We start from the raw sequence: 25,440 nt of genomic DNA, 5'->3' as shown, positions 1-25,440 counted from the left end.
GGTGGCGGCGGCATAGGAATTGGAGGAGTGTTATGGGACGTTTCACCAACCCGCGCGACCTGTACTTTGGTGAGGGCGCTCGCCACGAGGTCAAGAACCTCAAGGGCTCCCGCGCCATGATCGTCACCGGCGGCGGCTCCATGCGTCGCGGCGGCTTCCTGCAGGACGTCGAGGCCGACCTCAAGGAGGCTGGCTTCGAGGTTGAGATCTTCGAGGGCGTCGAGTCCGACCCGTCCGTCGACACCGTGAAGCGCGGCGCCGAGGCCATGCAGAAGTTCCAGCCCGACTGGATCATCGGCATCGGTGGCGGCTCGCCCATCGACGCGGCCAAGGCCATGTGGCTCTTCTACGAGTACCCCGAGGAGACCTTCGAGCAGGCCATCGTGCCGTTCAGCTTCCCCGAGCTCCGCACCAAGGCCAAGTTCTGCGCCATCGCCTCCACCTCCGGCACGGCCACCGAGGTCACGGCCTTCTCCGTCATCACCGACTACGAGAAGGGCATCAAGTACCCGCTCGCCGATTTCAACATCACGCCTGACGTGGCCATCGTCGACCCCGAGCTCACCTACACCATGCCGCAGAAGCTCTGCGCCCACACCGGCATGGACGCGCTGACCCACGCCATCGAGGCCTACGTCTCCACCGCGGGCTCCATGTTCACCGATGCCAACGCCCTCCACGCCATCCGTGAGATCGTCGAGTGGCTGCCCAAGTCCTACCAGGGCGATCACGAGGCCCGTCAGCACATGCACGAGGCCCAGTGCATCGCCGGCATCGCCTTCTCCTCCGGCCTGCTCGGCATCGTGCACTCCATGGCCCACAAGACCGGCGCCGCCTTCTCCGGCGACCACATCATCCACGGCTGCGCCAACGCCATGTACCTCGGCAAGGTCATCCAGTTCAACGCCAAGGACGAGCGCGCCAAGAGCCGCTACGCCTACATCGCCAAGGAGGTCCTGCACCTCGACGGCGAGACCGAGGACGAGCTCGTCGCGTCCCTCGTCCAGTGCATCCGCGACCTCAACGACAAGCTGGACATCCCGCAGGGCATCAAGAACTACGGCAAGGGCGGCGTGAAGGCCGACGAGTCCATCATTGACTACGCCGAGTTCGAGTCCAAGAAGGCCGACGTGGCCGCCAACGCCATCCTCGACGCCTGCACCGGCTCCAACCCGCGCCAGCCGTCCCAGGAGGAGATGGAGAAGCTCCTCGAGTGCGTCTACAACGACGTGGACGTGGACTTCTAAGCCTCGCGTTCTTATCGCTTCGCAGCAGGGGGTCGGGCCTTCGGGCTCGGCCCCTTTGCGTCTGGGGGCTCGAGGGGCTTCCAATACCGCAGCTTTCATGAGGCTTACCCTTGTCGGGTACAATGCCGCATCGGAAACGTTGCGTAAGGGGGAGAGATGGGCAAGAAGAACGGCGCGGTCGCGTTCTTTGACGTTGACGGCACGCTGGTGTGGCATGACTACGAGAAGATGAGGGCGATGAGCGCGGAGGAGCGCCGGGAGCTTCCTCCCATCAAACCCTCGCCAGCCGTCTACGAGGCGTTCTCCCGCATGCGTGCGGCGGGCAACCTCACCTTCATCTGCACCGGCCGCCACCTGCCGTTCATCCCGCAGACGATCCAGGACCTCAACCCCGACGGCTTCGTGGCGGGGGCCGGCGCGTTCGTGTGCGTGGGAGACAGGGTTGTGCGCGCCGAGTTCATCGAGCGCGACCTGCTCCTCGAGACGGCGCGGCGCTTTGCGGCGGCGGGCGTCGACATCACCCTCGAGGGCGATGACGACAACGTGGAGCTCAACCCCTCCGGGCGGCCTGCGCACCTTCCGGGCTCGCGTCTTGCGCGCACGGCAGAGGACGTCGCCGAGCTCACCGTGGCGCACCGCTACAGCAAGTTCTGCTCGAACGGCGTTGAGGAGCGCGACCTCGCGCCTCTGCGCGACTTCATCGACGAGCACTACACGATCTGCGACCTCCAGGGCGGCGTGCTTGAGTTCTCGATGCGCGGCGTCGACAAGGGGACGGGCATCGAGGCGACGCTCGCGTGCCTGGGCCGCGGGCGCGAGGGCACCTTTGCCTTCGGCGACTCGGAGAACGACCTCCCCATGCGCGCCGCGGTGGAGACCTTCGTGGCCATGGGCAACGCGCTGCCCAACGTGCGCGAGGTGGCGGACTACGTGACGCTCACGGCTGCCGAGGACGGCGTGCCCGCGGCGCTGGAGCACTTCGGGCTCATCTAGGAGCGCCGCGTCAGCCGCGGGCAGAGACCCATGAGTGACGGCATTTGGACAGACGAGGGCCCTGGGGGCTGTCCATCCGTCCAAATCCCGTCACTCAGTGCGTCCGCGCATCTGGGGTGACGACCGGCCGGGCGCTACGCAAGATGTCGCCTGTCGTGGGCGGCCACGCCTCGACGCGCGAGCTCGCAGTCGGAGGTGCAGGGGACAAAGCCGTCACGTGTGAGCTGGTAGGCCTCGTGCCCCTTGGCGAGGAGCAGGACGACGCTCTTCTCGCCCTCCGCGAGCTCGAAGGCGCGTGCCGCGGCGGCCTCGCGGTCGATCACGACCTCGTGGGGATAGCCCTCCGGGAGCGACCGCTCCATCTCGTGGCAGATGTCGAGCGGGTCCTCCGTCCAGGGGTCGTCCGCGGTGAGCACCACGTAGTCCGCGTAACGCGCTGCGACCTCGGGGAGCTCGTGACGTCGCTCCCTGGCCTTGCCGCCCACCGCCCCGAAGACGGCGATCACGCGGGCGCCCCTGAAGGTGCCTGCGACGGCGGAGAGGAGGGACTCAAAGGCGAGCTTGTTGTGCGCGTAGTCGACGATGGCGGTGAGCTGGCGGTCAGCGCTGCGATAGAACTCCATCCGCCCGGGGACGCGCGTTCGTGCGAGGCCCTCCGCAATGGCGTCGGGCCCGACGCCCAGCAGCTGCGCGGAGAGCGCCGCGGCGAGCGCATTGGATACGCTGAAGTCACCCGGGAAGGGGAGCTGCACGCGGCGCTCCCATCCGTCGAGGTGCAGCGTGAAGGCGACGCCCTCCTCTGAGTGGGCGATGCTGTCCGCCCAGGCGTCCGCCTCGGGACGGCCGATCCCGAACGTGAGCGTGCTCGGAGCGCGGGAGGCTGCCTCAAGGACGCGGTCGGCGTGGTCCGAGTCCAGGTTCACGACTGCGGTCTCACACTGGGAGAAGATCTTGAGCTTGGAGGTGAAGTAGTCCTCGAAGTCCGCGTGCTCGACGGGGGAGATGTGGTCGAGGCCGATGTTGAGGAAGCAGGCCACGTCGAGGCACACGCCGTAGGTGCGGTCGTACTTGAGGGCCTGGCTCGAGACCTCCATTACCAGGGCGGCGAGCCCCGTCTCGCGCGCGTTGGCGAGGTGGCGCCAGAGGTCCGGCGCCTCGGGAGTGGTGTTTCTCGAGGGCTCGTCCGCGCGTCCGTCGAAGGTCTCCACGGTGCCGATCATGCCACAGCTCTTCTCGCCACGCGCGGCGTCAACGATGGAGCGGAGCATGTAGGCCGTCGTGGTCTTGCCCTTGGTGCCCGTGATGCCCACGGTTGGAAGGCCGCGGTCTGGGTGGCCGAACGCCTCCGCGGAGGCAATCGCCATGGCGCGGCGCAGGTCGGAGGCCACGAGGGCGGGGACGCCCGGCGCGCGGTCGGCGAGCTCGCGCTCGTGCGCGGCGTCGCAGAGGTACGCCACCGCGCCCGCGGCGAGGGCCGACTCGAGGAACGCGGGCCTGAAGGCGGCCCCCTTGCAGACAAAGAGGTCGCCAGGCCGGACGGAGCGCGAGTCGCAGGAAGCGCCCGTCACGGAAACGGCGTCGGCATCGCCGGGGATGGGTGCCGCAAGCGTCCCGGAGGCCTTGAGCGCCCGCGCGATGTCTGTGAGCGTAATAGTCTTCATACGAGTTAGTATAGCCGCGTCTCGGCGACGCTGCGCCGTATGCTAGACTGCAGGTGCTCGGGCGATTGGCGCAGCGGCTAGCGCAGGTGCCTTACACGCACAAGGTCGGCGGTTCGAACCCGTCATCGCCCACCAGCCATCCTCCGGCCCCCGCCCGCCACGCGCGACGGGGGCCTTTCCGTGGCGGCTTGCGGCAGCTGCTAGAATTAATCCGCCCTCTGGAAGGGTCCGGAGGAAAAAGCGCAGGTCGCCGAATCGCCGGTTGCCTAGAGGGCGGATTAATTTGAGGGGAGATGCCATGACGGAAGAGCTCACCCGTTCGTTTGGCCGCGCGGCCTCGGAGATGCGCCCGGTCACCCTAACGCCCGACGTCATGAAGAACGCCGACGGGTCGTGCCTCGTGGAGTTTGGCGACACGCGCGTGCTCTGCTCGGCGACCGTCGAGGAGGGCGTGCCCAACTGGCGCAAGGGGTCGCATGCGGGCTGGGTCACCGCGGAGTACGCGATGCTGCCGGCATCGACCAACCGGCGCACGCCGCGAGAGCATCGCGGCCGCAAGGGCCGTTCGATGGAGATCGAGCGCCTCATCGGGCGAAGCCTGCGTGCGGTCACGCGTCTCGACCGCCTGGGGGAGATCACGATCACGCTGGACTGCGACGTCATCCAGGCGGACGGCGGAACCCGAACCGCGTCGATCACCGGAGCCTGGGTGGCGCTCCATCAGGCGCTGCTCGGGCGCGTGGAGGCCGGGAGGCTCCCGCGCCTGCCCCTCACGGGCCGCGTTGCCGCCGTCTCCGCGGGCGTGGTGGGCGGCATCGCCCTGCTTGACCTCGACTACCCCGAGGACTCACGTGCCGATGTCGACCTCAACCTCGTGGGCACCGCATCCGGGGACATCGTGGAGGTGCAGGGAACCGGCGAGCGAGCCTGCTTCGACCGGGCGCAGCTGGACGCGCTTCTTGACCTCGGGCAGGAGGGCGTCGCCCGCCTTGCCGAGCTTCAGGCTCAGGTGACGGGATTCAAGCTGTAGGTGGGCGAGGACCCGCCGACCAAAGGAGGAACGATGGCAGAGATCAGCATCGCCGAGCTCGATCCCGAGCGCACCGTGGTCGTGGCCACGGGCAACGCTCACAAGGTCGTGGAGATCGAGACCATTCTTGCGCCCGTGATGCCGGGCGTTCGCTTTGTTGCCCTCGGGGAGCTGGGCGACTTCCCCGACCCGGTGGAGGACGGGGACACGTTCTTCGACAACGCCCTCATCAAGGCGCGCGCGGCACAGAAGGAGACGGGCCTGCCCATGGCCGTGGCCGACGACTCCGGCCTCTGCGTTGACGCCCTGGACGGCGCCCCTGGGATCTTCTCCGCGCGCTGGGCCGGCGAGCACGGCAACGACGCCGCCAACAACGAGAAGCTCATGGCGCAGATGAAGGACGTGCCCGACGAGGCCCGCACGGCCCGCTTCCACTCCAGCGTGGCGCTCGTCCGTGGCGGCGAGGTCCTGCGCGGGGACGGGGACTGCGAGGGTCGTGTTGGCCGCGAGCCGCGCGGGGAGCACGGCTTCGGCTACGACCCGCTCTTCCTGCCGGCCGAGACGCCGGGCCGCACGATGGCCGAGCTCACGCTGGACGAGAAGAACCTGATCTCGCACCGCTTCCATGCCCTGGAGGACCTCGCCGCCAAGCTGTAGCGGCAAGAGGGGCCGGTGCCGACGGGGGCTGCTGACAAGGGTGCCAGGGGCAACTGTCATGATCCTCTCATGACAGTTGCCCCTGGCACCCTTGTCAGCAGCCCCCGTCGGTAGCCCGCCCGCGGCGTTTTTGAGCCGCTCGCCCAAGAGGGTGGCGAAACACGTTGGAAATGAGGCACAATCAATAACTGTCCGGGATGAGGAGTCCCGGTTCGTCGTGGACGGGCAGGGGCCTCGACGCGACGAGTCCTTCTCATAGCTTTTGGCGACCTCGCCCTGGTGGTCGCAGTCACATTGGCCGCGGCCGATGGGGCCGCACGGCGGGCGGGGAGCTTGCCGGTCTATGGAAGGGATGCGTTATGAGAATCGTTCGCGCTAAGGATTACGAGGACATGAGCCGCAAGGCCGCTGCCATCATCGCGGCGGAGGTTACCCTCAAGCCCGACTGCGTGCTCGGCCTTGCCACGGGCTCCACGCCCGTCGGGACCTATCAGAACCTCGTTGCCGCCTACGAGGCCGGCGATCTCGACTTCTCCAAGGTCAAGACCTACAACCTCGACGAGTATCGCGGCCTGCCCGGCGATCACGAGCAGAGCTATCGCTACTTCATGAACGTGAACCTCTTCGATCACGTGAACATCGACAAGGCCAACACCCACGTGCCCGACGGACTGATGGAGGACTACGAGGCCGCCTGCGCCGAGTACGACGCGGCCGTCGCCGCCGCCGGCAACCAGGACCTCCAGCTCCTGGGCATTGGCAACAACGGTCACATCGGCTTCAACGAGCCCGGTGACGCCTTCGTGAAGGGCACCCACTGCGTGGACCTCACCGAGTCCACCATCCAGGCCAACAGCCGCCTCTTCGACAGCATCGACGACGTGCCGCGCCAGGCGTTCTCGATGGGCATCGGCACCATCATGGCCGCCAAGAGGATCCTCGTCGTGGCCAACGGCGACGCTAAGGCGCAGGCGGTGCACGACATGATCTACGGCCCGATCACGCCGTCCTGCCAGGCCTCCATCCTGCAGCTGCACCCCAATGTGGTGGTCGTGGCCGACGAGGCGGCGCTCGCCAAGTGCCCGGAGGCGTAGGCGCGCGTCGCGCATCTTGCGTCCGTCAGGGGGGCGATTCCCGGCAGGGGGGGTCGCCCCCTCGTCATGCGGGTCCTTCTCGCCCGACCCCCATCCGGGAGGGGCATACACGCGAGTGTGTTCCGGGAGTGCGGCCGCACTGGGCGTAAAAAGGACGCCGGTGCGGCCTGATGGGGCCGATGCGTCGAGAAGTGCCCGCCGCGCCGCCGGAGACTGACCGCACTCGCGAGTGCGGTCCACGAGTGCGGTCTGGGAGCGGGCTCGCACGCGTGGCGCCGTGCGGCAGGGGCGCCCGCCTCTACCAGACCGTGAGCGGCCAGTCCTGCGCCGCGCAGCAGATGGTGAGCCGCCCGTCGGGCGTGCGGGCCTCGGTGAAGGCGTCGTTCGCGGCCTCCGCGCCGACCGCCTCTGCGAGCGCGCGCATGCAGAGGCTCGGCCGGTTGTTCTCCTGCGAGAGGTGCATGGCCACGACGGTCTCGGTGTCCTCGCCCACAAGAGAGCCCAGGGCGTCGGCTGCCTGGGCGTTGGAGAGGTGGCCGGTTCGCCCGGCCACGCGCGCCTTGAGGTAGCCGGGATACGGTCCCGTTGCGAGCATGCGCTCGTCGTGGTTGGACTCGAGCGCGAGGATGCGCACGCCCGAGAGTGCCGCGAGTGCCTCGGGGCCCAGCTCGCCGGTGTCGGTGCAGAACCCAAGCGCGTCGTCGCCGGTCGAGAACCGAAACCCCATCGGGTCCGCGACGTCGTGCGAGGTGGGAAAGGCCTGCACCCGCATGCCGGCCAGCTCGAAGGAGTCGGCGTGCCCCACGATGGTGAAGGGCAGCGCCGAGAGGTATGGGCGGGCGGCGGCCGTGCCCGCGGTGGTCACGAGCTCGCCCTCGAAGTGGTTGCAGAAGACGGTGAGCCCGCCCACGTGATCGGAGTGCTCGTGGGTGAGAAGGACGGCGCGGATGTCGCCCATGTCCAGCCCGAGCTCCTCCGCCCGGGCGAGAAGCGCCCTGCGCGAGATGCCGCAGTCCACGAGCACGGATCCCTCGGGCCCCTCTACGACGGCGGCGTTTCCCTTGGAGCCGCTGGCCAGGACGTGCAGGTGGAGCTCGGGGGTCATGGTCGTCCTCTCGCTGTCGTACACTCTTCCCGTGCGGCGCCGTCCGGGCCGCACGTACTAGGGTAGCCGTTGGGAGGCAGCGCATGCCAAGTGTTTCTCGTCGATACACCACGGGCCGCAGTCGCTTTGCCCGGCCGAGCGGTCGCCCGGACGAGGAGCGGTCCGCCCCCGTGGTGCTCATGGTCTCGGGAGGGGCGGACTCGACGGCCCTGCTCGTGCTCGCCGCGACCTCGGCTCTCGACATCGAGGACGGCCGCGGTGCCGCCCGCATCGCCCGCGAGAGGCTGCACGTGCTCCACGTCAACCACGGCCTGCGCGGCCTGGACGCCTATGAGGACGAGGAGTTCGTCCGAGACCTCGCCGCGCGCTTTGGCATCCCCTGCACGATCCGGCGCGTGGACGTGGCGGCGCTCGCCGCGTCAACGCCTGGCGGCAACGTGGAGAACGCCGGGCGCGAGGCGCGCTACGCGGAGGCGGGCCGCCTCGCAAACGAGCTCTCCGCCCGCTTCGGAACTCCGCGATCGGCGGCGCGCATCGTGACGGCGCACACCGCGGACGACCGAGCCGAGACCTTCCTCATGAACGCCATCCGCGGTACGGGCGCGGCGGGCCTCTCGTCCATCCCGCGCCGGCGCAACCGCATCGTGCGCCCGCTTTTGGACCGTACGCACGCGGAGCTCTGCGACCTGCTGCGCATGCGCGGAATCGTCTGGCGCGAGGACAGCACCAACGAGGACACCCACTATCTGCGCGCCTTTGTGCGCCACGAGCTGCTGCCCATCGCCCGCGAGCGCAATCCGCGCGTGGTTGCGAGCCTGTCGACGACCTGCGACATCCTCTCGGAGGAGGACGCCTACCTCACCTCCGTCGCGGCGCGCGTCCTGCGCGAGCTCACGCGCCGCGAGGCCGAGGGGCTCGTCGTGCTCGACGCCGCCCGCCTCGCGGCGACCGAGGTGGCCATCGCGCGCCGGGTGGTCCGCCAGGCGATTCTCTCCGTCTGCCCGGAGGCCCGCCTCGAGGCGCGACACGTGGCCTCGGTGCTGGGGCGCGTCGCGGCGGGAGAGGGCTCGCTGACGGTGCCGATGGGCGCGGACGTGCGCGTCGAGCACGGGCTCCTCGCCATTCGGGCGCGCACCTCCCTGCCTGCCCCGGTCGCGGCGTGGCTCGAGGTTCCCGGCAGGCTGGAGTTTCCAGACGGCCGCGCACTCACGGCGCGCGTGCTGCGCGTCCCCGATGGGACGGACGCGGCGGCGCACGCCCGGGCGCACGGGCTTGAGTGGGAGGGGTCCTCCGTCCTGCTTGACGCCGTGGCGGCTGGCGTCGACCCGGCGCGCGGGGGGCGGCTTTGGGTCGACGTCCCCCATGCGGGCGAGGTGCTCTGCCCCCTGGGCATGCACGGGCAGTCCAAGAAGCTCTCCGACCTGCTTGGCGAGGCGCGTGTCCCCCTCTCGGAGCGCGCGCTCCTCCCCGTCGTGCACACCTCCCCCACGGGCTCGGTCGTATGGGTGGCGGGCGTGCGAGCGGACGAGCGCGTGAGGTGCGGCCCGCAGACGAGATGGCTGCTGGAGTTGACGCTCGTCGTGGGCGACTAGCAGGCCGTGCGCTATTCTGGAACAATCGAGCCGCGTGGGGCGTCGGGTGACGCCCGGAAAGGGGAGTGCCATGGAGTCGATGCACCCCGACGTTCAGGGGATTCTGCTCAGCGAGAAGGACATCCACGACGTCGTGAGCCGCATGGGCGCGGAGATTTCTCGCGACTATGCCGACAAGAACCCGCTGGTCGTAGCCGTCCTGCGGGGCGCCGTCGTCTTCATGGCCGACCTCATGCGCGCGATTGACTGCCCGATGGCCATCGACTTCATGGCGGTATCGAGCTACGGCGAGGGCGCCAAGAGCTCGGGCGTCGTGCGGATTGTGAAGGATCTCGACACCAAGATCGAGGGGCGCAACGTCCTTATCGTCGAGGACATCCTCGACTCCGGCCTCACGCTCTCCTACCTCATGCGCATGCTCTCCAATCGCAACCCGTCCTCCATCGAGGTCGCGGCGTTCCTTGTGAAGGACGTGCCGGGCAACCGTCCCGCCGTCACGCCGCGCTACGTGGGCGCCCACGTGCCCGACGAGTTCATCGTGGGCTACGGCCTCGACTTCGCGGAGCGCTACCGCAACCTGCCCTACATCGGCATCCTCAAGCCCGAGGTCTATCAGAAGTAAGACGCCCGGCTCGCGGCCGGTGGGCGAGAGGCCCGTCACGCATCGTAAGGAGTACCGTGTCCCAGCAGAACAAGCCCGACCGTCAGAACCCGCAGGGGATGCCCGGCCCCGGGCACCGTCGCTCCATCGTCATCTCAACGGCCATCGTCGCCGCCATCGTGCTCTACCTCGTCTTCTCAATGGGCGGCGCCCTCACCCCGGGAGGCGGCGGGCCCGACACGCTCGCGACCAACGAGTTCGTGACCGCGGTCAAGGATGGCCGCGTGCACGAGGCCACGTACAAGACCTCGGACGGCAGCGTCTCCGGCACCTACTGGCATGACGAGAAGGACGCGGAGGCCGACAACGAGGGCGCTCTCGTGCGCTACACGAGCGTCTACGTGGGGACCGACTCGCTTGCCGAGCTCATGGCCGCGCACCCGGACGTCACCTACAAGATCGACACCTCCGACTCGGCGATGCTCGAGACGATCCTGCTCTCCGTGGTGCCCACGCTCCTTCTGGTGGGCGTGTTCGTGTTCTACATGAACCGGATGTCCGGCCAGCAGGACAAGACGATGTCGTTTGCCAAGACCAAGGCCAAGACGGCCGAGAGCGAGCGCCCCAAGGTGAAGTTCTCTGACGTCGCGGGCATCGACGAGGCAGTGGAGGAGCTCCAGGAGGTCCGCGACTTCCTCTCCGACCCCGAGCGCTATCACAGCATGGGCGCCCGCATCCCGCGCGGCGTGCTGCTCGTGGGCCCCCCGGGCACGGGAAAGACGCTGCTCGCCAAGGCGGTGGCCGGCGAGGCAGGCGTGCCGTTCTTCTCCATCTCCGGCTCCGACTTCGTGGAGATGTTCGTGGGCGTGGGCGCGTCGCGCGTGCGCGACCTCTTTAAGCAGGCCAAGGAGGCCGCCCCCTGCATCGTCTTCATCGACGAGATCGACGCGGTGGGCCGCCAGCGCGGCGCGGGGCTCGGCGGCGGGCACGACGAGCGCGAGCAGACCCTGAACCAGCTGCTCGTCGAGATGGATGGCTTCGAGGACAACTCCTCCGTCATCCTCATCGCGGCAACCAACCGCCCCGACATCCTCGACCCGGCGCTGCTGCGCCCCGGCCGCTTTGACCGGCGCGTGACCGTGGACCGCCCCGACGTGCGCGGACGTGAGCAGATCCTGCGCGTCCACGCCGAGGGCAAGCCCTTCGCCGACGACGTGGACTTCGAGCGGCTCTCCAAGATCACGCCCGGCTTCACGGGTGCCGACCTTGCGAACCTCATGAACGAGTCGGCCCTTCTCGCTGCGCGCCGCCATAAGGAGACGATCGGTCCGGGCGAGGTCGAGGAGGCCATGGAGCGCGTCATGGCTGGCCCGGAGCGCAAGAGCCGTGTCATCACGGAGCGGGAGCGCCGCGTGATCGCCTATCACGAGTCGGGCCACGCCCTCGTGGGGCACGTGCTCGAGAACTCCGACCCCATCCACAAGATCAGCATCGTGAGCCGCGGCCAGGCGCTCGGCTACACGATGCAGGTCCCCGAGGAGGACCACTTCCTCGAGACGCGCGACGGCATGCTCGACCAGATCGCCGTCCTTCTCGCCGGGCGCACCGCCGAGGAGCTCTTCTGCGACGACATCACCACGGGCGCGAGCAACGACCTCGAGCGCGCCACCAAGCTCGCGCGCACGATGGTCACGCGCTACGGCATGAGCGAGGAGCTGGGCGCGCAGGTCTTTGGCGAGGCACAGCACGAGGTCTTCCTGGGCCGCGACTACGCCAACCACCAGGATTACTCCGCCGAGACCGCCAAGCGCATCGACGACGAGGTCGAGCGCATCATGCGCGAGGGCCACGGGCGCGCCCGCTCGGTTCTGGACGAGCGCCGGAGGCAGATGGACACGATGGCGCGCGTTCTCCTGGAGCGCGAGACCGTCGAGGGCGAGGCCGTGGACGCCCTGCTCGAGGACCGCTGGGGCGAATACGTCGCCGACGAGAAGGGCGAGGCGGAATCGTAGGGCCCAGAGAAAAGTGATAGATGCCGTTGGTTATGGAGTTCTTCTGAACGAATAACCAGCGGCATTTTTCTAGCTCAGAAAAAAGTGTTGGTAGGTCCTATCAAAAAACTGCCGCCCTTTCACAATACACGACGTCAGACTGCGCCCATCGCTGCGCGCAAGAAGGGGTACGCTCAAATAATCAGCAGCTAGATTGCGGTAACACAAGAGTTTGGCAAGCTTCGTGATGCTACGTTCTGCACGTGGATGAGGGGAGACTCCCGATGGGGGTCCCGTCAGAGCGTGGGGGAGGTGTCACGGTTGGCCAAGCAGACTCCGCAGAGCGTTCGGATTCAGATCAACGAGACCGACCGCGCCCTTCTCGTCGCGATGGGCGAGCGCGTCGGCAGGCCCAACGCAAGAGTCTCCATCCCCAACCGCGACTTCGTGGAACGCATCAACATGTCTGCCCAGACGGTCCGCCGCTCCTGCCAGAAGCTCGAGAGGATGGGGCTCATCCGGAGCTGGCGGACCAAGCGCGCGGACGGGAGCTTCGATGCCAACGCGTACGAGGTCACGCTGGTGGGATGGGCGGTGCTCAAGGGCGTGCGGGAGCAGGATAAATCCCGATAACGGCTTGCCGCGGAGCGCCCCTCACGGTCCTTCTCGCGAGTACAATGAGCCGCAGCAACGTGCGAGCGGCGGTGCCGCGAGAGGAGAGCAGCATGTCACTTAACGAGAAGAGCGTCGCCTACGGCGCGCAGAAGTCCTCCATTCGAGAGATCTCCGCCTACGCGGAGGAGCGCAAGGCCCAGATCGGGGCCGAGAACGTCTTTGACTTCTCGCTCGGCAACCCGTCGATCCCCGCCCCCGACGCCGTGCGCGCCTCTATCGAGAAGAGCCTCACGTTGCCCGCCACGCAGCTCCACGGCTACACGCCGGCGAGCGGCCTTCCCGCTGCGCGCGAGGCCGTGGCCGCAAGCCTCTGCCGCCGCTTCGGCGAGGGGGTGGCGTCTGCCGGGGACCTCTACCTCACCTGCGGGGCCGCCGCGTCGCTCTCCATCTCGTTCCATTCGGTCGTCAACCCGGGCGACGAGGTTATCGTGATCGCGCCGTACTTCCCCGAGTACCGCGTCTGGATCGAGACCTCGGGCGCCGCCTGCGTGGAGGTCCTCGCGGACCCCACCACGTTCCAGGTGGATGTGGCTGCCGTTGCCGCGGCGATCACGCCGCGCACCAAGGCCGTTGTCATCAACTCGCCCAACAACCCCGTGGGATCGGTATACTCCCGCGCCAACCTCGAGGCGCTCTCGGGCGCGCTCCACGAGGCGGAGGAGCGCCTCGGCACTGCCATCTACCTCGTGGCCGATGAGCCCTATCGCGAGATCACCTACGGCGCGAAGGTGCCTTGGGTGCCGTCCGTCTACGACCGCACGATCGTGTGCTACTCCTACTCCAAGAGCCTGTCGCTGCCGGGCGAGCGCATCGGCTGGGTGCTGGTGCCGCCCACCAACCCCGAGCACGACGAGCTGGTGCTCGCCGTGGCCGGTGCCGGCCGAAAGCTGGGCTTTGTTTGCGCCCCGGCGCTCTTCCAGCGCGTGCTTATGGACTGCGTGGACTGCCCGAGCGACGTGGAGGCCTATGCCGAGAACCGCCGCGCCCTCACCGAGGGGCTTTCGGCGCTGGGCTATGAGTTCATCGAGCCCGAGGGCGCGTTCTACCTGTGGGTCAGGGCGCTCGAGCCCGATGCCAACGCGTTCTTCGAGCGCGCCAGGACCTTCGAGCTGCTGCCCGTCCCGTCCGACTCCTTCGGCTGCCCGGGCTGGGTTCGCGTGGGATACTGCGTGAGCCACGAGACCATCGTCAACTCCATGCCCGCCTGGGCCGCCCTCGCCGACAGCTACCGATGAGTCAAAAGTGACAGTCACTTTTGACCCATTTTGAGGAGAGCCATGCTGCAGAACCGCTGTGACGTCCACACCCATACGCTCTACTCGCGCCACGCCTACTCCACGGTGCGCGAGAATGTGCTCGCCGCACGCGATGCCGACCTCGAGCTCCTGGGCGTGACCGACCACTTCAGCGACATGCTCTTCCCCAACACCGACCTCACGCGCGGAAGCCTGCGTGACTACCAGCACTTCATCAACATGGGCGTCTGGCCGCGCGTCTGGGAGGGCGTGCGTCTGCTCCATGGCATGGAGGCGGACATCCGCACGCTCGACGGACGCCTCTTCGGCCAGGACGTGCCGGCGGACGTGAGCATCGTGGGCCGGCCGTACCGCCGTCCGGCGTCGCTCTTCGAGCGCGCCTTGGAGAACTGTGACTATGTGATCGCGAGCGTGCACTACAAGGACTTTGCCGAGGACGCCACGATCGCCGAGGCCACCCAGATGTACCTCGGCGCGCTGGCGCAGCCCAAGGTGCTCGTGCTCGGGCATACGGGCCGCGCCGGCGTGGCGTTCGACGTCGCCGAGGTCGTGGGCGAGGCCGCGCACCAGGGCAAGCTCGTCGAGATTAACGAGCACAGTCTGGAGTCCCGTGGGCGCGGGGGTCGCACGTGGGGCCGCTGCGCCCAGATTGCCGAGACGTGCGCCGAGCTTGGCTGTCAGGTGGCAGTGAGCACCGATGCCCACATCTGCTGCGACGTGGGCCGCGCCCCCAACGCACTCGCCATGCTCGAGGAGATTCACTTCCCGCAGGAGCTTGTTGCCACGCGCTCGGCCGAGGCATTCCTGGCTGCGATGGCAGGCGCCGGGCTGGATGTGCCCATGCCTGAGCCTGAGGTTCGTTTGTAGTGTGCTTTTTTGCGGACTTCTCAAGTACTATCGATGAGGTAACATTTTTCTACCAGCGATTCTACTGAAGAAAAAACGTAGTGTACCTCGGGGGATTTCCAAAAAGTACACTATTAACGACCAAGGAGGCCCCATGTCCCATACTGACACCAGCGAGCTGCGCCTCGTCTCCTGGAACGTCAACGGCTTGCGCGCCGTCATGAAGAAGGATCCCAGCTTCGTGGATGTGGTTGAGGCCACGGGCGCCGACGTCTTTGCCATTCAGGAGACCAAGCTCCAGGCCGGCCAGATTTCCCTTGACCTTCCCGGGTACCACCAGACCTGGAGCTACGCCGAGCGCAAGGGCTACTCGGGCACGGCCGTGTTCAGCCGCGAGGAGCCGCTGCAGGTAATCAACCACATAGGCGCCCCTGCCGCAGACGACGAGGGCCGCGTCTGTGCGCTGGAGTTTCCGAGCTACTGGTTTGTGGACGTCTACACGCCCAACGCCCAGAACGAGCTGGCTCGCATCGACACCCGCCTTGCCTGGGACGCGGCGTATCGCGAGTTCCTGTGCGGTCTTGCCGCCGAGAAGCCCGTGGTTACCTGCGGCGACTTCAACGTTGCCCACAACGAGATTGACCTCAAGAATCCCGGCCCCAACCGCGGCAACGCGGGATTTTCCGACGAGGAGCGCGAGAGCTTCACGCGCCTGCTCGATGCAGGCTTTACCGATACCTTCCGCGCACGTTACCCCGACCTTACGGGTGCCTACAGCTGGTGGAGCTACCGCTTCAACGCGCGTAAGAACAACGCAGGCTGGCGCATTGACTACTTCCTCGTGTCCAATGACATCGCGGACCGCGTGACCGGCGCCTCGATTCTCTCCGAGGTCTACGGTTCCGACCACTGTCCCGTGGAGCTCACCATTGAGCTCTAGCCCGGCGGCGCCGGCGAAGGCTGGCATGACAAAGGTGACAGGGCAAACTGTCATGAAGGATTCATGACAGTTTGCCCTGTCACCTTTGTCATGCCAGCCCTCGCCGGGATTGCTAGCCGAGCGTGATGTAGCCGGTTCCCGCGTCGGGGTCCTCCGGGCGGGGGCCGGCGTCGGGCGCGCCAAAGAGGAACGTGCGCCAGAGCGGCAGGTCCCGCAGGCCCTGCTCGTGCGCCGCCTCATAGGAGGCCGTCAGCCTGCGCGTGCTCACGGTCCCGCTCTCGACGGTCATCTCGTCGGGATAGACCACATAGGCGCGGCCCTCGGCGGCGAGGCGCTCCACGTGCTCGATGGCGACGTTATAGCGCTCCCAGCGCGAGAGAAGGGCCTTGCGCAGGTAGGGATAGTCCTTGGCGATACGGGCATAGATCCGCGCCTCGCGCTCCGTCGGGGGCTGCTTGCGGTAGCCGCGCGGCCGCGTGGCCACGAAGAAGAACCGCTCGAACCCGTCGTCTTCCGCCATGCAGAGCGGGATACCCGCGCCCGTTCCCAGGCCGCCGTCGTAGTAGACCACGCCGTCGATGGGGAGGGGCTGCATTGCGCCCGGGAGGGTGGAGCTTGCCCGCACGATGTTGACCATGCGCGTCGGGTCGGTCATCTCCTCGCGGCCAAAGCGAACGGTGCGGCCGGAGTCGCGCTCAAAGGCCTGGATGCGGACGCGTGCCGGGTTGGCCGAGAAAGCCTCCCAGTCAAAGGGGAGCGCACCCGAGGTGAGAGCGCCCTCATAGAGCGCGTCGGCGTCGAAGTATCCCCTCCCGCGCAGGATGGAGCGCAGGCCCACGGCAGACTTTGCGGGTCCGTCCACGATGAACGACTTTCTTACGCGCGTGCGGTCGCGCGAGACGTAGTTGATCGTGTTGCTCGCCCCGGCCGAGAGGCCGCAGACGTAGTCAAAGTGGATTCCCTGCTCCAGCAGGACGTTGGCGATACCGGCAGAGAAGCTGCCTCGATACCCGCCGCCCTCGAACACGAGGGCGCAGTCGAAGACGTTGTTGGTGAGCGTGTTCACGGTACCTCCTTCGCGCAATTTGACGCTCCAGCGCGCAATACCCTGTTATATGCCCCAAACCGCGCTGGGGGATTCCCCGTCGACGGTTTCTCCATGACGCTGGGGCGCCTGCACGCTGTCCCCGTTCGCGCTACCATGGCGAGAAAAACGACGAGGGGAGAGGAACATGGCAAAGACCATCGCCGATCCGGCCCAGGCCGCCCCGGAGCTTGCGGAGCGCTTCTCCCGCGCGCGCCGTGCCGTGTTCTTTGGGGGTGCGGGCGTCTCGACGGCGAGCGGCATCCCTGACTTTCGCAGCGCGGACGGTCTCTACCACCAGCACTTTGCCTATCCTCCGGAGGAGATGCTTAGCCACGACTTCTTCGTCTCCCACACGGACGAGTTCTACGACTTCTATCGCGAGCGTATGGTCTGCCTCGATGCGCGCCCCAACCAGGCACACCGGAAGCTCGCCGAGCTCGAGCGCGAAGGGCACCTCGCCGCGGTGGTGACGCAGAACATCGATGGGCTTCATCAGGCGGCGGGCTCGCGCGTGGTTCACGAGCTCCATGGCTCAACGCACCGCAACGTCTGCACGCGCTGTGGCGAGGCCTACTCCGCAGAGTGGGTCATGGCAACTGATGGCGTGCCGCGATGCGAGAAGTGCGGAGGACTTGTGAAGCCCGATGTCGTCCTCTACGGAGAGCAGCTCGACGAGCGCGTCCTTCTCGCCAGCGTTCGCGCGATATCCGAGGCGGACCTGCTCGTCATCGGGGGGACGTCGCTCGTGGTGTACCCCGCGGCGGGATTGGTCAACTACTTCCAGGGGGAGGACCTCGTGATCGTCAACCGGGACCGCACCCCGCAGGATGACGTCGCAGACCTCGTCTGCGCCTGCGACATCGCGGCAGCCTTCGACTTCTAGCCTGTCGTCAACGGCACGGCGGCGCGGCGGCACGCCGGCTGAGGCGGGTACAATGGTCGGATACGGCCGGACCGAGGAGGATGACCATGCTTCGAGAGAACCACACCATCTGGCGCTGCGGCGCGCACGAGATCTCGCTCGCGCGCCCGCGCATCATGGGCGTCCTTAACGTCACGCCGGACTCCTTCTCGGACGGCGGGGAGAACCTCGACCCCAAGGCCGCCGTCGCGCGCGGCCTTGAGATGCTCGACGAGGGCGCGGACATCATTGACGTGGGCGGCGAGTCGACGCGGCCCGGGCATACCCCCGTCCCCTCGAAGGAGGAGGCGGAGCGGATCGTCCCGGTGGTGCGCGCCCTTGTCGCGGAGGGGGCCGTCGTCTCAGTGGACACGCGCCATGCCGACGTCGCCCGCATGTGCGTTCGCCTGGGGGCCGCCATCGTGAATGACGTGACGGGCTTCACCGACCCCGAGATGGTGCAGGTCGCCGCGGACACTGACTGCGGGTGCGTCGTGATGCACTGGAGCAAGGACTCGCTCGTCGCCCGCCCGCCGCGACGCCAGGTCCTTCTCGACGAGTCGCGCCCCATGGGATCTGCCGCCCAGCGCCCCGCCACCTCCCAGCGCCGCTTCACGCTGCCCGAAGAGGCACCTATCATGCGCAAGGTCATGGGCTTTCTGGGGGACCAGGCGCGCACGCTCATGCGCGCCGGCGTCGCGCGCGAGCGGATCTGCGTGGACCCGGGTCCCGGCTTCGACAAGATGGCGGACGAGGACGTGGTCATCCAACGCGCCACGCGCTCGATGGTCTCGATGGGCTACCCCGTGGTCACGGCGGTCTCGCGCAAGCGCTTCGTCGGGGCGGTCTCCGGCGTGGCCGACGCCGCGTCGCGCGACTTTGCCACGGCCGGCGTCTGCATCTCGGCGATAGAGAACGGCGCCCGCATCCTGCGCGTCCATGACGTGGCCGGGGTCTCTCAGGCGGTGAACGCCTACTGGGCCGTATCCCACAAGGACGCACGCCAGGGGTTTGTGAGCCTGGGCTCCAACGTGGGCAACCGCGTGGCCAACCTTGCGCGGGCAACGCAGCTCATCGACGAGATCCCCCTCACCTGCGTGGTCAACGTGAGCCATGCGTACGAGACCGAGCCCGCCTACGGCATCGCCACCCCCGTGGCCAACGCCGTGGCGGAGATTCGCACGGAGCTCCACCCGCTCGTCCTCATGGGCAAGCTGCTCGAGGTGGAAAACGAGCTCGGCCGCATCCGCACGGACGCCGCCACGCGCGACCCCAAGAAGCCCGGGAGCGGCCCGCGCACCATAGACTGCGACCTCATGTGGGTCGAGGGCGAGCGTCACGCCGGGTCCCGGCTCACCCTGCCGCACCCCCGCCTCGGCGAGCGCGACTACGCCATCGTTCCCATGGAGGACCTCATGCACGACCCGGTGCGCTTTCTCACGCACGGCGGCGTGGAGATTCTCCCCCGCGACCAGCGCGTGGGCCTCGTGACCGCCGACCTCGGGGAGGTCGCATGGGAGTAGCCTCTCTCACGCTGCGCCCGGCGGTGCCGATGGGGCACGTGACCGGCGTGCCGTTCGTGGCGGCGCTCGCCGTGGCGGGCGCACTCGACGCGCGCGTTGCCTGGCCGCATGAGGTGGTGGGCACGGACGAGGGCCCGATCGCGTCCGTCCGGGCCCGCGCCGGCTACGATGACGAGGGCATCTACGTGACCTGCGACATAGTGCCGCGCGGCGAGAAGAACCTCGATGCCGAGGCGCTCTCATGCGCCGTCCGCGAGGCCGTGGATGCCTGGGCCTCCTCCGTCGCCGCCGGCCGGGCCGCCGCGGGTCCGCTCGCGCCCGTGCTGTCCGACTACTTTGACGCCCTTGCCTCAATGGGGGAGGACGTGGAGGTCCTGCGCGCGGGACGCGCCGTCGCCAAGGGGACGCTCATGGCCGTGGACGTCTGGGGCCGGGCTACGGTGCGGCTCGCTGACGGCCGGGAACTCGAGCTCGCCCCCGAGCAGGCGGAGCTTCGCCGCATCGTGACAAGGTGCCAGTGACGGGCGCGCCGGGGGGAGCGTGACAGGGTGCCGGGGGAAAGTGTCATGAAACGGATTTATAAATCCGTTTCATGACACTTTCCCCCGGCACCCTGTCACGCCTTCGTCACGCTTGCTCCCAGAGCCAGATCTCTCGGATGCCCCGCAGGGTGAGGTCGGGGTCCACGGCGTCGAAGAGGTCCGTCGCCTGCGCGACGGTTCCGGCCAGGCCGCCCGTGCCCACGACCGTCGCATCGGGCGCGCCCAGCTCGGCGCGGATGCGCGCCACAAGCCCCTCGGCCTGCGCCGCGGCGCCGACGACGAGGCCTGACTGCAGGGCCGACTCGGTGGAGTCGCCGAGCGTCCGGGCGGGCGCCTCGATGGGCACGCTTGCGAGTCTCGCCGCGCGCGAGAAGAGCGCGTTCGCGGAGAGCATGAGCCCCGGAGAGATGGCTCCGCCGCGGTAGCGCCCCCGCTGGTCCACGACGTCGATGTTCGTGGCCGTCCCAAAGTCCACTACGATGACCGGCGAGCCGTAGGTTCCTCTCGCAGCGATGGCGTTGGCGATGCGGTCGGCCCCGACCTGACGCGGGTCGGGCATGGCGACCTCCATCCCATACCCCTCTTTCGCGCGGACGACGAGCGGGGCCTTGCCGAGATGTGCCGTGAGGCAGCGCTCCCACGCGCGCTCGAGCGCGGGAACCACCGACGCCACGCCCGCCTCGCTCGCGTCGTCAAGCGCGAGGCCGTCCTTCGCGAAGAAGGAGAGGAGCCGGGCGTGGAGCATGTCGGCCGTGTCGCTCGCGTCCGTGGACATGCGCCACCCGCGCGCAAGGGAGCCGTCCTCGCGGAAGAGCCCCAGCGTGGTCTGCGTGTTTCCGACGTCGATGGCAAGGAACATGCGTGCCTCCCCCGTGGCCTGCCGCTCGCGGCGGCGCGTTCTTCTCGCCTCATCTTACGCGGAAATCTCCACATATGCGCTACGTGGTTTCTGATATAGTCATACGGCTATTGTGTCTTGGTCGGAACCAAGACGAACCCCTGCCCTGGTCGGAAACCAGGGCCGAAGAAGAGGAGTCCTGCCATGAAGCAAGGTATCCACCCCGACTACGTGGAGTGCACGGTCCGCTGCACCTGCGGCAACACCTGGACGACCCGCTCCACCAAGAAGGAGATCGTCGTCGACCTCTGCGACAAGTGCCACCCGTTCTACACCGGCACCCAGAAGCTCGTCGACACCGGCGGTCGCGTCCAGCGCTTCGCCGACAAGTTCGGTGGCGCCGCTGCCGCGCAGCTGAAGAAGGCCCAGGAGGCCAAGGCCGCCAAGGCCGCCAAGGCCGCCGAGGAGGCCGCCGCCAAGAAGGCCGCCAAGGAGGCCAAGGCCGCCGAGAAGGCCAAGCGTGCCGCCGAGTACGCCAAGAAGGCCGAGGCCGAGGCCGCCAAGGCTGCCGCCGCCCCCGCCGAGGAGGTCGCTGCTGAGCCCGAGACCACCGAGGCCGAGTAGCTCCAGGCATCATGGCATGAGAGGGCGCCCTGCGGAACCACTCCGCGGGGCGCCCTTTTTTGCGCGGGTGGCCGGCGCGCGCCCCGGCAATGCGTCGCGAGGGCCGGCGGCCCGTTCTCGTCGCGCAGTTGCCCGGGGCGCGCGAGGCTCACTTCCGCAGCGAGAACACGTCCGTGTACGTGAGGGTCTCGTCGTAGGGGATGAACAGGAACGAGCCCGTGCGCGCGTAGCTCGTCGTGACCTCCGCTGTCGCGGACGTCGGGTCGTCGGGGCCTCCCAGCCGCAGCGTGAGCGAGACCACGCCGTCAACGTCCTCGGGAAGCGTCGCCTCGAGGACGAGCGTCCCGCCCTCGTCGTCAACGAGGGTGGCCGTGAACGGAACCTCCTGGAACATCGTGTCGCCGTTGCAGCCCTGGGCGTCCTGGGCCGGGTGAGCATGGTAGTGGGCGACGCCCGCGACGGAGCCCGAGACCTGCGTGACGCCGCTCTCCGTCCACGTCTGGTCAACGCTGATGACAAGCCCTGCCGCCCGCGCGGCAAGGCACCTGGTGCCGTCGGTCTCCTGGCGTGAGAAGGTGCCCGACCACGTCCCCACCAGGGGTTCCAGGCTGCGCGTGCGGCCGTCCTCGGACGCCCGCACGCTCTCGATCTCCCACTGCCCGGTCGACGAGCGGAAGGAGAAGGTCACGCTCAGGCGGCACTCGTAGGACTCGAAGACCCCCGAGCGGGTGCACACGAGGTCCAGAACGTCAGTTCCCTTCTCGGGGTCGAACTCCTCGCGCTCGACGGTCAGCTCGGCGCCCGCGTAGAGCTCCTCGAGGCCCGTCTCGCCCTCGCCGCCGCCGAGCTGCTGGTCGGCGCGCTCGAGCACGGCTCCAATGTTCGCGGCGAGCCGCTCGCGGCTGATGCCGTTGGTCGGCGCCCATGACACGCGGACGTCCTCGGGTTCTCCCGTGGCGACCCACTCGCCGTCCCGGAACGCGTAGCCCAGTGTGGCCGACTTCTCGGCGCGAACGGCGTTTGAGCCCTCGTAGGTGACGAGCACCTCCGCCCGCGCCGTCCCGTCATCGGACGGGGCGATCGAGCGGACCTCGACGCCCCGCGCGACGAGGATGTCATCGATGCCAAAGGCGCCGGGCGCATACTCGGGCGTCGTCAGGCGCGTGCGCGCGTCCCCGGCGACGAGCTCCTCCGCGGGGACCGCCGGGGGGCGGAGGGCAAGCGCGATGCCCACGGCGATAAGGACGAGCGCGGCGGCCGCCGTCACTGCGGCCGCGATGCGGTGGGCGCGCAGCGCGTCGCGAACTGCCTGCGCCCTGCCGCGCAGGTAGCGGCCCATCGTCCCCGCCACGTCGCGCAGCGCGGGGCCGGCGGCGCCCTCGTCGGGGGCGCCGGTCATGGGGGCGACGGGCGGGCGGCGCTCCGTGGCGTCCGCCGGGGGCCCGCCGAGCGTCGCGGTTCTGCCCGCGACCGTTGCGTCGACGTCGTCCTCGCCGGGGGCGTCTTCCGCCACATCGGCCGGCGCGGGCGTCGCGTCCGGCCTGTCTTCGACCGCCTCGCGCGCCTCCTGCCCGTCCTTCTCGCTCTCGTCAGCTGCCGACATGCGTTTCTCCTTTGGTCGCACTGGGCTCTAGTGTCTCATACCGGCGGCTCGGGGTATGATAAGACGGTTAAAGAGACGTGCGGGGGAGGTCCTGTGTACGCGAGATTCGACATGCTCTAGCGGCTGTGAAGGGGGGAGACCCCGCCATCGCGCATGCCAAGACACCAAGCCCCCACGAGGAGAAGAAATGCGAGACAAGCTCACCAAGATCATCCAGGCCTACGAGGAGCTCGAGCAGAAGCTCATGGACCCGGCCGTGGTCTCCGACCCCAAGGAGTACGCACGCCTGGCCAAGGAGCATGCGAGCCAGGCCGAGCTCGTGGCCCGCGCCCGCGAGTACCTTGGCGCGCTCGACGACATCGAGGCCGCCAAGGAGATGCTCCACGAGGCCGATGCCGACGAGAAGGCCATGCTCCAGGAGGACATCTCCGCCAACGAGGCCAAGCTCCCCGAGCTCGAGGACGAGATCAAGTTCCTGCTCATTCCGGCCGACCCCAACGACGAGAAGGACACGATCGTGGAGATTCGCGGCGGCGTGGGCGGCGACGAGGCCGCCATCTTCGCCGGCGACCTCTTCAAGATGTACCAGCGCTTCTGCGAGAGCCGCGGCTGGAAGATCCAGGTCCTCTCGTCCAGCCCGAGCGAGGCGGGCGGCTTCAAGACCATCGAGTTCAAGGTCACGGGCGAGAAGGTCTATTCCGTCATGAAGTACGAGTCCGGCGTGCATCGCGTTCAGCGCGTGCCCAAGACGGAGAGCCAGGGCCGCATCCAGACCTCCACGGCAACGGTGGCGGTGCTGCCCGAGGCCGACGAGATCGACATTCAGATTGACCAGTCCGACCTGCGCATCGACACCTACTGCGCGTCCGGCCCCGGCGGTCAGTGCGTCAACACCACCTACTCGGCCGTGCGCATAACGCACCTGCCCACCAACACCGTGGTGCAGTCCCAGGACCAGCGCTCGCAGATCCAGAACCGCGAGGTCTGCATGCAGATGCTGCGCGCCCGGCTCTACGAGATGGAGCTCGAGAAGCAGCAGGCCGAGCAGGGGGCCGCACGCCTCTCGCAGATCGGCCACGGCAACCGCTCCGAGAAGATCCGCACCTACAACCAGCCGCAGGACCGCGTGACCGACCACCGCATCGGCTTCAACAGCACGTACAACGGAGTCCTTCTGGGCGACGCGCTGTCGGGCGTCATCGAGGCTCTCGCGGCCGCCGAGCGAGCGGAGAAGCTCGCCCAGGCGGTGTGATCGTTCGATCGTCCAAGACGCGTAGGCCTAGGCGCCCCGTGGCCCCTGACGGGCGACGGGGCGTCCTGCCATCGAGTGCGGTGTCGGTCTGGCCGCACGTGTGAGCAAGGGGAGATCATGCGCATCGTCGTGGCGTCCGACTCGTTCAAGGGCACGCTCTCATCCGTCGAGATCGCCCGTCTCGTTGCCGAGGAGGCGCCGGGCGTCATCCCCGGGGCCGAGGTGGACGCCGTCCCCATGGCCGACGGCGGGGAGGGCACGGCCGAGGTGCTTGCCTCCGCCTGCGGGGGCAAGATCCGGGAGGTCGACGCGCTCGACCCCCTCGGGCGCCCCGTGCGCGCGTCGTATGCCCTGCTCGGGTCGGGCAGGGCGGCCGTGGAGGTCGCCGCGGCGTCCGGCCTTCCGCTGCTCGCCCCCGAGGAGCGCCATGCCGGGCGGACCACGAGCCTCGGAACGGGCCAGCTCATCCTCGACGCCCTGGACCAGGGGTGCGACAGCATCACGCTCGCCCTCGGCGGAAGCGCCACCAACGACTGCGGGACGGGGATTCTGCGCGCCCTGGGCGCCCGCTTTCTCAGCGTCGCGGGAGAGGAGCTCGAGGGGACGGGCGACGAGCTGGGGCGCATCTCCCGCATAGACCTCTCCGGCCTGGACGAGCGCGTTGGCCGGACGGAGTTTCACGTCATGTGCGACGTCGACAACCCCCTGACGGGGCCGGACGGGGCAGCCGCGGTGTACGGGCCCCAGAAGGGCGCGGGCCCAAAGGACGTCGCCCGGCTCGACGCCGGCATGCATCGCTACGCCGCGGTCATCCGAGATCAGCTCGGAATCGACGTCGAGAACGTTCCCGGAAGCGGCGCGGCGGGTGGCATCGGGGCGTGCTGCGTCGCGTTTTTCGGCGCGACGCCCGTCCCCGGCGTCGAGCGGGTGGCCTCGCTCGTCGGGCTCGAGGGAAGGCTCGCCGACGCCGACCTCTGCATCACGGGGGAGGGGCGGCTCGACGCGCAGAGCATCCGCGGCAAGGTGGTTGCCGGGGTTGCCCGCGCGTGCGCCCGCGTGGGGGTTCCGTGCGTCGCCATCACGGGCTCCCTCGACCTCGGCGCGCCGGAGCTGCCTGGTCTTGCGGCGGTTGTCCCCACGGCGGTCGACCCCGACCTGGGGCTCGCGCACTCGCTCGAGCACGCGGAGGAGCTCTACCGGCTGGCGGTCCGCCGGGCGCTCGGGCTCGTCTTCCTCGGGGCGTCGCTCAGGGCCTGAGGTGCCGCCGCGGCTGTCGCGAGGGCCCCGCTTAAACGCCGTGCGGAGCCATCGCGACGCTTTTGCGGCCCGTCCGTCGCCAAACCCCCGCGCAAGTGCCGTGCGGGCCCCTCGCGACACTCCTC

Annotated in this window: 23 protein-coding genes and 1 tRNA gene; 19 read left to right on the top strand and 5 right to left on the bottom strand. The window is 68.6% G+C overall.

Annotation, left to right across the window (positions count from 1 at the left end; genetic code table 11):
- Positions 1–32 precede the first annotated feature (32 nt).
- Both BQ7391_RS01440 and BQ7391_RS01435 read left to right on the top strand, forming a co-directional pair.
- Positions 33–1,247 carry an iron-containing alcohol dehydrogenase gene (locus tag BQ7391_RS01440; protein WP_075278981.1) on the top strand — a complete coding sequence of 405 codons (1,215 nt, stop codon included), beginning with the start codon at positions 33–35 and terminating at the stop codon, positions 1,245–1,247.
- 156 nt (positions 1,248–1,403) lie between these two features.
- On the top strand, positions 1,404–2,240 hold the full coding sequence (locus tag BQ7391_RS01435; protein WP_075278980.1) for an HAD family hydrolase: 837 nt from the start codon (positions 1,404–1,406) through the stop codon (positions 2,238–2,240).
- A 134-nt stretch (positions 2,241–2,374) separates the two neighbouring features.
- Here the strand turns inward: BQ7391_RS01435 and BQ7391_RS01430 are convergent, their stop codons facing one another.
- The gene (locus tag BQ7391_RS01430; protein WP_075278979.1) at positions 2,375–3,901 is read right to left on the bottom strand and encodes a Mur ligase family protein; all 1,527 of its coding nucleotides are present in this window, start codon (positions 3,899–3,901) and stop codon (positions 2,375–2,377) included.
- A gap of 59 nt (positions 3,902–3,960) precedes the next feature.
- Here BQ7391_RS01430 and BQ7391_RS01425 point away from each other — a divergent pair.
- The 4 genes from BQ7391_RS01425 to nagB all read left to right on the top strand — a co-directional run bounded on the left by BQ7391_RS01425 (position 3,961) and on the right by nagB (position 6,682).
- Positions 3,961–4,036: transfer RNA gene (locus tag BQ7391_RS01425), tRNA-Val, on the top strand.
- Between the two features lie 163 nt (positions 4,037–4,199).
- A complete protein-coding gene (gene rph / locus BQ7391_RS01420) occupies positions 4,200–4,931 on the top strand; it encodes a ribonuclease PH (RefSeq protein ID WP_075278978.1) in 732 nt (243 codons plus the stop codon).
- 33 nt (positions 4,932–4,964) lie between these two features.
- Positions 4,965–5,588 carry an RdgB/HAM1 family non-canonical purine NTP pyrophosphatase gene (rdgB, locus tag BQ7391_RS01415; protein WP_075278977.1) on the top strand — a complete coding sequence of 208 codons (624 nt, stop codon included), beginning with the start codon at positions 4,965–4,967 and terminating at the stop codon, positions 5,586–5,588.
- A 359-nt stretch (positions 5,589–5,947) separates the two neighbouring features.
- On the top strand, positions 5,948–6,682 hold the full coding sequence (gene nagB, locus BQ7391_RS01410) for a glucosamine-6-phosphate deaminase (RefSeq protein ID WP_075278976.1): 735 nt from the start codon (positions 5,948–5,950) through the stop codon (positions 6,680–6,682).
- Between the two features lie 298 nt (positions 6,683–6,980).
- Here nagB and BQ7391_RS01405 read toward each other — a convergent pair whose 3' ends face one another.
- The gene (locus BQ7391_RS01405; protein ID WP_075278975.1) at positions 6,981–7,787 is read right to left on the bottom strand and encodes an MBL fold metallo-hydrolase; all 807 of its coding nucleotides are present in this window, start codon (positions 7,785–7,787) and stop codon (positions 6,981–6,983) included.
- An 83-nt stretch (positions 7,788–7,870) separates the two neighbouring features.
- On the opposite strand from BQ7391_RS01405, the gene tilS reads away from it, so the two are divergent.
- From tilS to BQ7391_RS01370, 7 genes are all read left to right on the top strand, one after another.
- Complete coding sequence (gene tilS, locus BQ7391_RS01400; protein ID WP_200799558.1) at positions 7,871–9,379, top strand: tRNA lysidine(34) synthetase TilS; 1,509 nt, start codon at positions 7,871–7,873, stop codon at positions 9,377–9,379.
- A 70-nt stretch (positions 9,380–9,449) separates the two neighbouring features.
- Positions 9,450–10,001 (top strand): hypoxanthine phosphoribosyltransferase, encoded by a 552-nt coding sequence (gene hpt, locus BQ7391_RS01395; RefSeq protein ID WP_075278973.1) that lies wholly within the window; start codon positions 9,450–9,452, stop codon positions 9,999–10,001.
- Positions 10,002–10,099: 98 nt separating this feature from the next.
- Positions 10,100–11,992, top strand: coding sequence for an ATP-dependent zinc metalloprotease FtsH (gene ftsH, locus BQ7391_RS01390; RefSeq protein WP_075280822.1), 1,893 nt, complete (start codon positions 10,100–10,102; stop codon positions 11,990–11,992).
- Positions 11,993–12,292: 300 nt separating this feature from the next.
- Positions 12,293–12,604: a winged helix-turn-helix transcriptional regulator gene (locus BQ7391_RS01385; RefSeq protein ID WP_075278972.1), complete on the top strand. Its 312-nt coding sequence runs from the start codon at positions 12,293–12,295 to the stop codon at positions 12,602–12,604.
- Positions 12,605–12,696: 92 nt separating this feature from the next.
- Positions 12,697–13,881 carry a pyridoxal phosphate-dependent aminotransferase gene (locus tag BQ7391_RS01380; RefSeq protein ID WP_075278971.1) on the top strand — a complete coding sequence of 395 codons (1,185 nt, stop codon included), beginning with the start codon at positions 12,697–12,699 and terminating at the stop codon, positions 13,879–13,881.
- 42 nt (positions 13,882–13,923) lie between these two features.
- Positions 13,924–14,769: a phosphatase gene (locus BQ7391_RS01375; RefSeq protein WP_200799557.1), complete on the top strand. Its 846-nt coding sequence runs from the start codon at positions 13,924–13,926 to the stop codon at positions 14,767–14,769.
- 133 nt (positions 14,770–14,902) lie between these two features.
- Entirely contained in the window at positions 14,903–15,688 is a 786-nt protein-coding gene (locus BQ7391_RS01370) for an exodeoxyribonuclease III (RefSeq protein WP_075278970.1), read from the top strand.
- A 112-nt stretch (positions 15,689–15,800) separates the two neighbouring features.
- Here the strand turns inward: BQ7391_RS01370 and BQ7391_RS01365 are convergent, their stop codons facing one another.
- The gene (locus BQ7391_RS01365) at positions 15,801–16,754 is read right to left on the bottom strand and encodes a patatin-like phospholipase family protein (protein ID WP_075278969.1); all 954 of its coding nucleotides are present in this window, start codon (positions 16,752–16,754) and stop codon (positions 15,801–15,803) included.
- A 166-nt stretch (positions 16,755–16,920) separates the two neighbouring features.
- On the opposite strand from BQ7391_RS01365, the gene BQ7391_RS01360 reads away from it, so the two are divergent.
- The 3 genes from BQ7391_RS01360 to BQ7391_RS01350 all read left to right on the top strand — a co-directional run bounded on the left by BQ7391_RS01360 (position 16,921) and on the right by BQ7391_RS01350 (position 19,720).
- Entirely contained in the window at positions 16,921–17,658 is a 738-nt protein-coding gene (locus BQ7391_RS01360) for an NAD-dependent protein deacylase (RefSeq protein ID WP_075278968.1), read from the top strand.
- 86 nt (positions 17,659–17,744) lie between these two features.
- Positions 17,745–19,199: a dihydropteroate synthase gene (folP, locus tag BQ7391_RS01355; protein WP_075278967.1), complete on the top strand. Its 1,455-nt coding sequence runs from the start codon at positions 17,745–17,747 to the stop codon at positions 19,197–19,199.
- Positions 19,190–19,720, top strand: coding sequence for a hypothetical protein (locus tag BQ7391_RS01350; RefSeq protein WP_075278966.1), 531 nt, complete (start codon positions 19,190–19,192; stop codon positions 19,718–19,720). Before folP ends, BQ7391_RS01350 begins: the two co-directional genes overlap by 10 nt.
- A gap of 106 nt (positions 19,721–19,826) precedes the next feature.
- On the opposite strand, the gene BQ7391_RS01345 is transcribed toward BQ7391_RS01350, so the two are convergent.
- Positions 19,827–20,600, bottom strand: a complete 774-nt coding sequence (locus BQ7391_RS01345) for a type III pantothenate kinase (RefSeq protein WP_075278965.1) — start codon at positions 20,598–20,600, stop codon at positions 19,827–19,829.
- 183 nt (positions 20,601–20,783) lie between these two features.
- Between BQ7391_RS01345 and rpmE the strand changes: the two genes are divergently transcribed.
- Positions 20,784–21,203 carry a 50S ribosomal protein L31 gene (rpmE, locus tag BQ7391_RS01340; protein WP_075278964.1) on the top strand — a complete coding sequence of 140 codons (420 nt, stop codon included), beginning with the start codon at positions 20,784–20,786 and terminating at the stop codon, positions 21,201–21,203.
- Between the two features lie 148 nt (positions 21,204–21,351).
- On the opposite strand, the gene BQ7391_RS01335 is transcribed toward rpmE, so the two are convergent.
- Positions 21,352–22,806 (bottom strand): beta/alpha barrel domain-containing protein, encoded by a 1,455-nt coding sequence (locus tag BQ7391_RS01335; RefSeq protein ID WP_075278963.1) that lies wholly within the window; start codon positions 22,804–22,806, stop codon positions 21,352–21,354.
- Positions 22,807–22,993: 187 nt separating this feature from the next.
- On the opposite strand from BQ7391_RS01335, the gene prfA reads away from it, so the two are divergent.
- Both prfA and BQ7391_RS01325 read left to right on the top strand, forming a co-directional pair.
- Positions 22,994–24,058, top strand: coding sequence for a peptide chain release factor 1 (gene prfA, locus BQ7391_RS01330; RefSeq protein ID WP_075278962.1), 1,065 nt, complete (start codon positions 22,994–22,996; stop codon positions 24,056–24,058).
- A gap of 117 nt (positions 24,059–24,175) precedes the next feature.
- A complete protein-coding gene (locus BQ7391_RS01325) occupies positions 24,176–25,315 on the top strand; it encodes a glycerate kinase (protein ID WP_075278961.1) in 1,140 nt (379 codons plus the stop codon).
- Positions 25,316–25,440: the final 125 nt, after the last annotated feature.

This window comes from Thermophilibacter provencensis (assembly GCF_900128445.1).
GTDB lineage: Bacteria > Actinomycetota > Coriobacteriia > Coriobacteriales > Atopobiaceae > Thermophilibacter > Thermophilibacter provencensis.
This window is presented reverse-complemented; position numbering and strand designations above follow the sequence as displayed.

Coding starts and splice junctions, on each gene's coding strand:
- BQ7391_RS01440 (WP_075278981.1), top strand. CDS start 33: ATGGGACGTTTCACCAACCCGCGCGACCTGTACTTTGGTGAGGGCGCT.
- BQ7391_RS01435 (WP_075278980.1), top strand. CDS start 1,404: ATGGGCAAGAAGAACGGCGCGGTCGCGTTCTTTGACGTTGACGGCACG.
- BQ7391_RS01430 (WP_075278979.1), bottom strand. CDS start 3,901: ATGAAGACTATTACGCTCACAGACATCGCGCGGGCGCTCAAGGCCTCC.
- rph (WP_075278978.1), top strand. CDS start 4,200: ATGACGGAAGAGCTCACCCGTTCGTTTGGCCGCGCGGCCTCGGAGATG.
- rdgB (WP_075278977.1), top strand. CDS start 4,965: ATGGCAGAGATCAGCATCGCCGAGCTCGATCCCGAGCGCACCGTGGTC.
- nagB (WP_075278976.1), top strand. CDS start 5,948: ATGAGAATCGTTCGCGCTAAGGATTACGAGGACATGAGCCGCAAGGCC.
- BQ7391_RS01405 (WP_075278975.1), bottom strand. CDS start 7,787: ATGACCCCCGAGCTCCACCTGCACGTCCTGGCCAGCGGCTCCAAGGGA.
- tilS (WP_200799558.1), top strand. CDS start 7,871: ATGCCAAGTGTTTCTCGTCGATACACCACGGGCCGCAGTCGCTTTGCC.
- hpt (WP_075278973.1), top strand. CDS start 9,450: ATGGAGTCGATGCACCCCGACGTTCAGGGGATTCTGCTCAGCGAGAAG.
- ftsH (WP_075280822.1), top strand. CDS start 10,100: ATGCCCGGCCCCGGGCACCGTCGCTCCATCGTCATCTCAACGGCCATC.
- BQ7391_RS01380 (WP_075278971.1), top strand. CDS start 12,697: ATGTCACTTAACGAGAAGAGCGTCGCCTACGGCGCGCAGAAGTCCTCC.
- BQ7391_RS01375 (WP_200799557.1), top strand. CDS start 13,924: ATGCTGCAGAACCGCTGTGACGTCCACACCCATACGCTCTACTCGCGC.
- BQ7391_RS01370 (WP_075278970.1), top strand. CDS start 14,903: ATGTCCCATACTGACACCAGCGAGCTGCGCCTCGTCTCCTGGAACGTC.
- BQ7391_RS01360 (WP_075278968.1), top strand. CDS start 16,921: ATGGCAAAGACCATCGCCGATCCGGCCCAGGCCGCCCCGGAGCTTGCG.
- folP (WP_075278967.1), top strand. CDS start 17,745: ATGCTTCGAGAGAACCACACCATCTGGCGCTGCGGCGCGCACGAGATC.
- BQ7391_RS01350 (WP_075278966.1), top strand. CDS start 19,190: ATGGGAGTAGCCTCTCTCACGCTGCGCCCGGCGGTGCCGATGGGGCAC.
- BQ7391_RS01345 (WP_075278965.1), bottom strand. CDS start 20,600: ATGTTCCTTGCCATCGACGTCGGAAACACGCAGACCACGCTGGGGCTC.
- rpmE (WP_075278964.1), top strand. CDS start 20,784: ATGAAGCAAGGTATCCACCCCGACTACGTGGAGTGCACGGTCCGCTGC.
- BQ7391_RS01335 (WP_075278963.1), bottom strand. CDS start 22,806: ATGTCGGCAGCTGACGAGAGCGAGAAGGACGGGCAGGAGGCGCGCGAG.
- prfA (WP_075278962.1), top strand. CDS start 22,994: ATGCGAGACAAGCTCACCAAGATCATCCAGGCCTACGAGGAGCTCGAG.
- BQ7391_RS01325 (WP_075278961.1), top strand. CDS start 24,176: ATGCGCATCGTCGTGGCGTCCGACTCGTTCAAGGGCACGCTCTCATCC.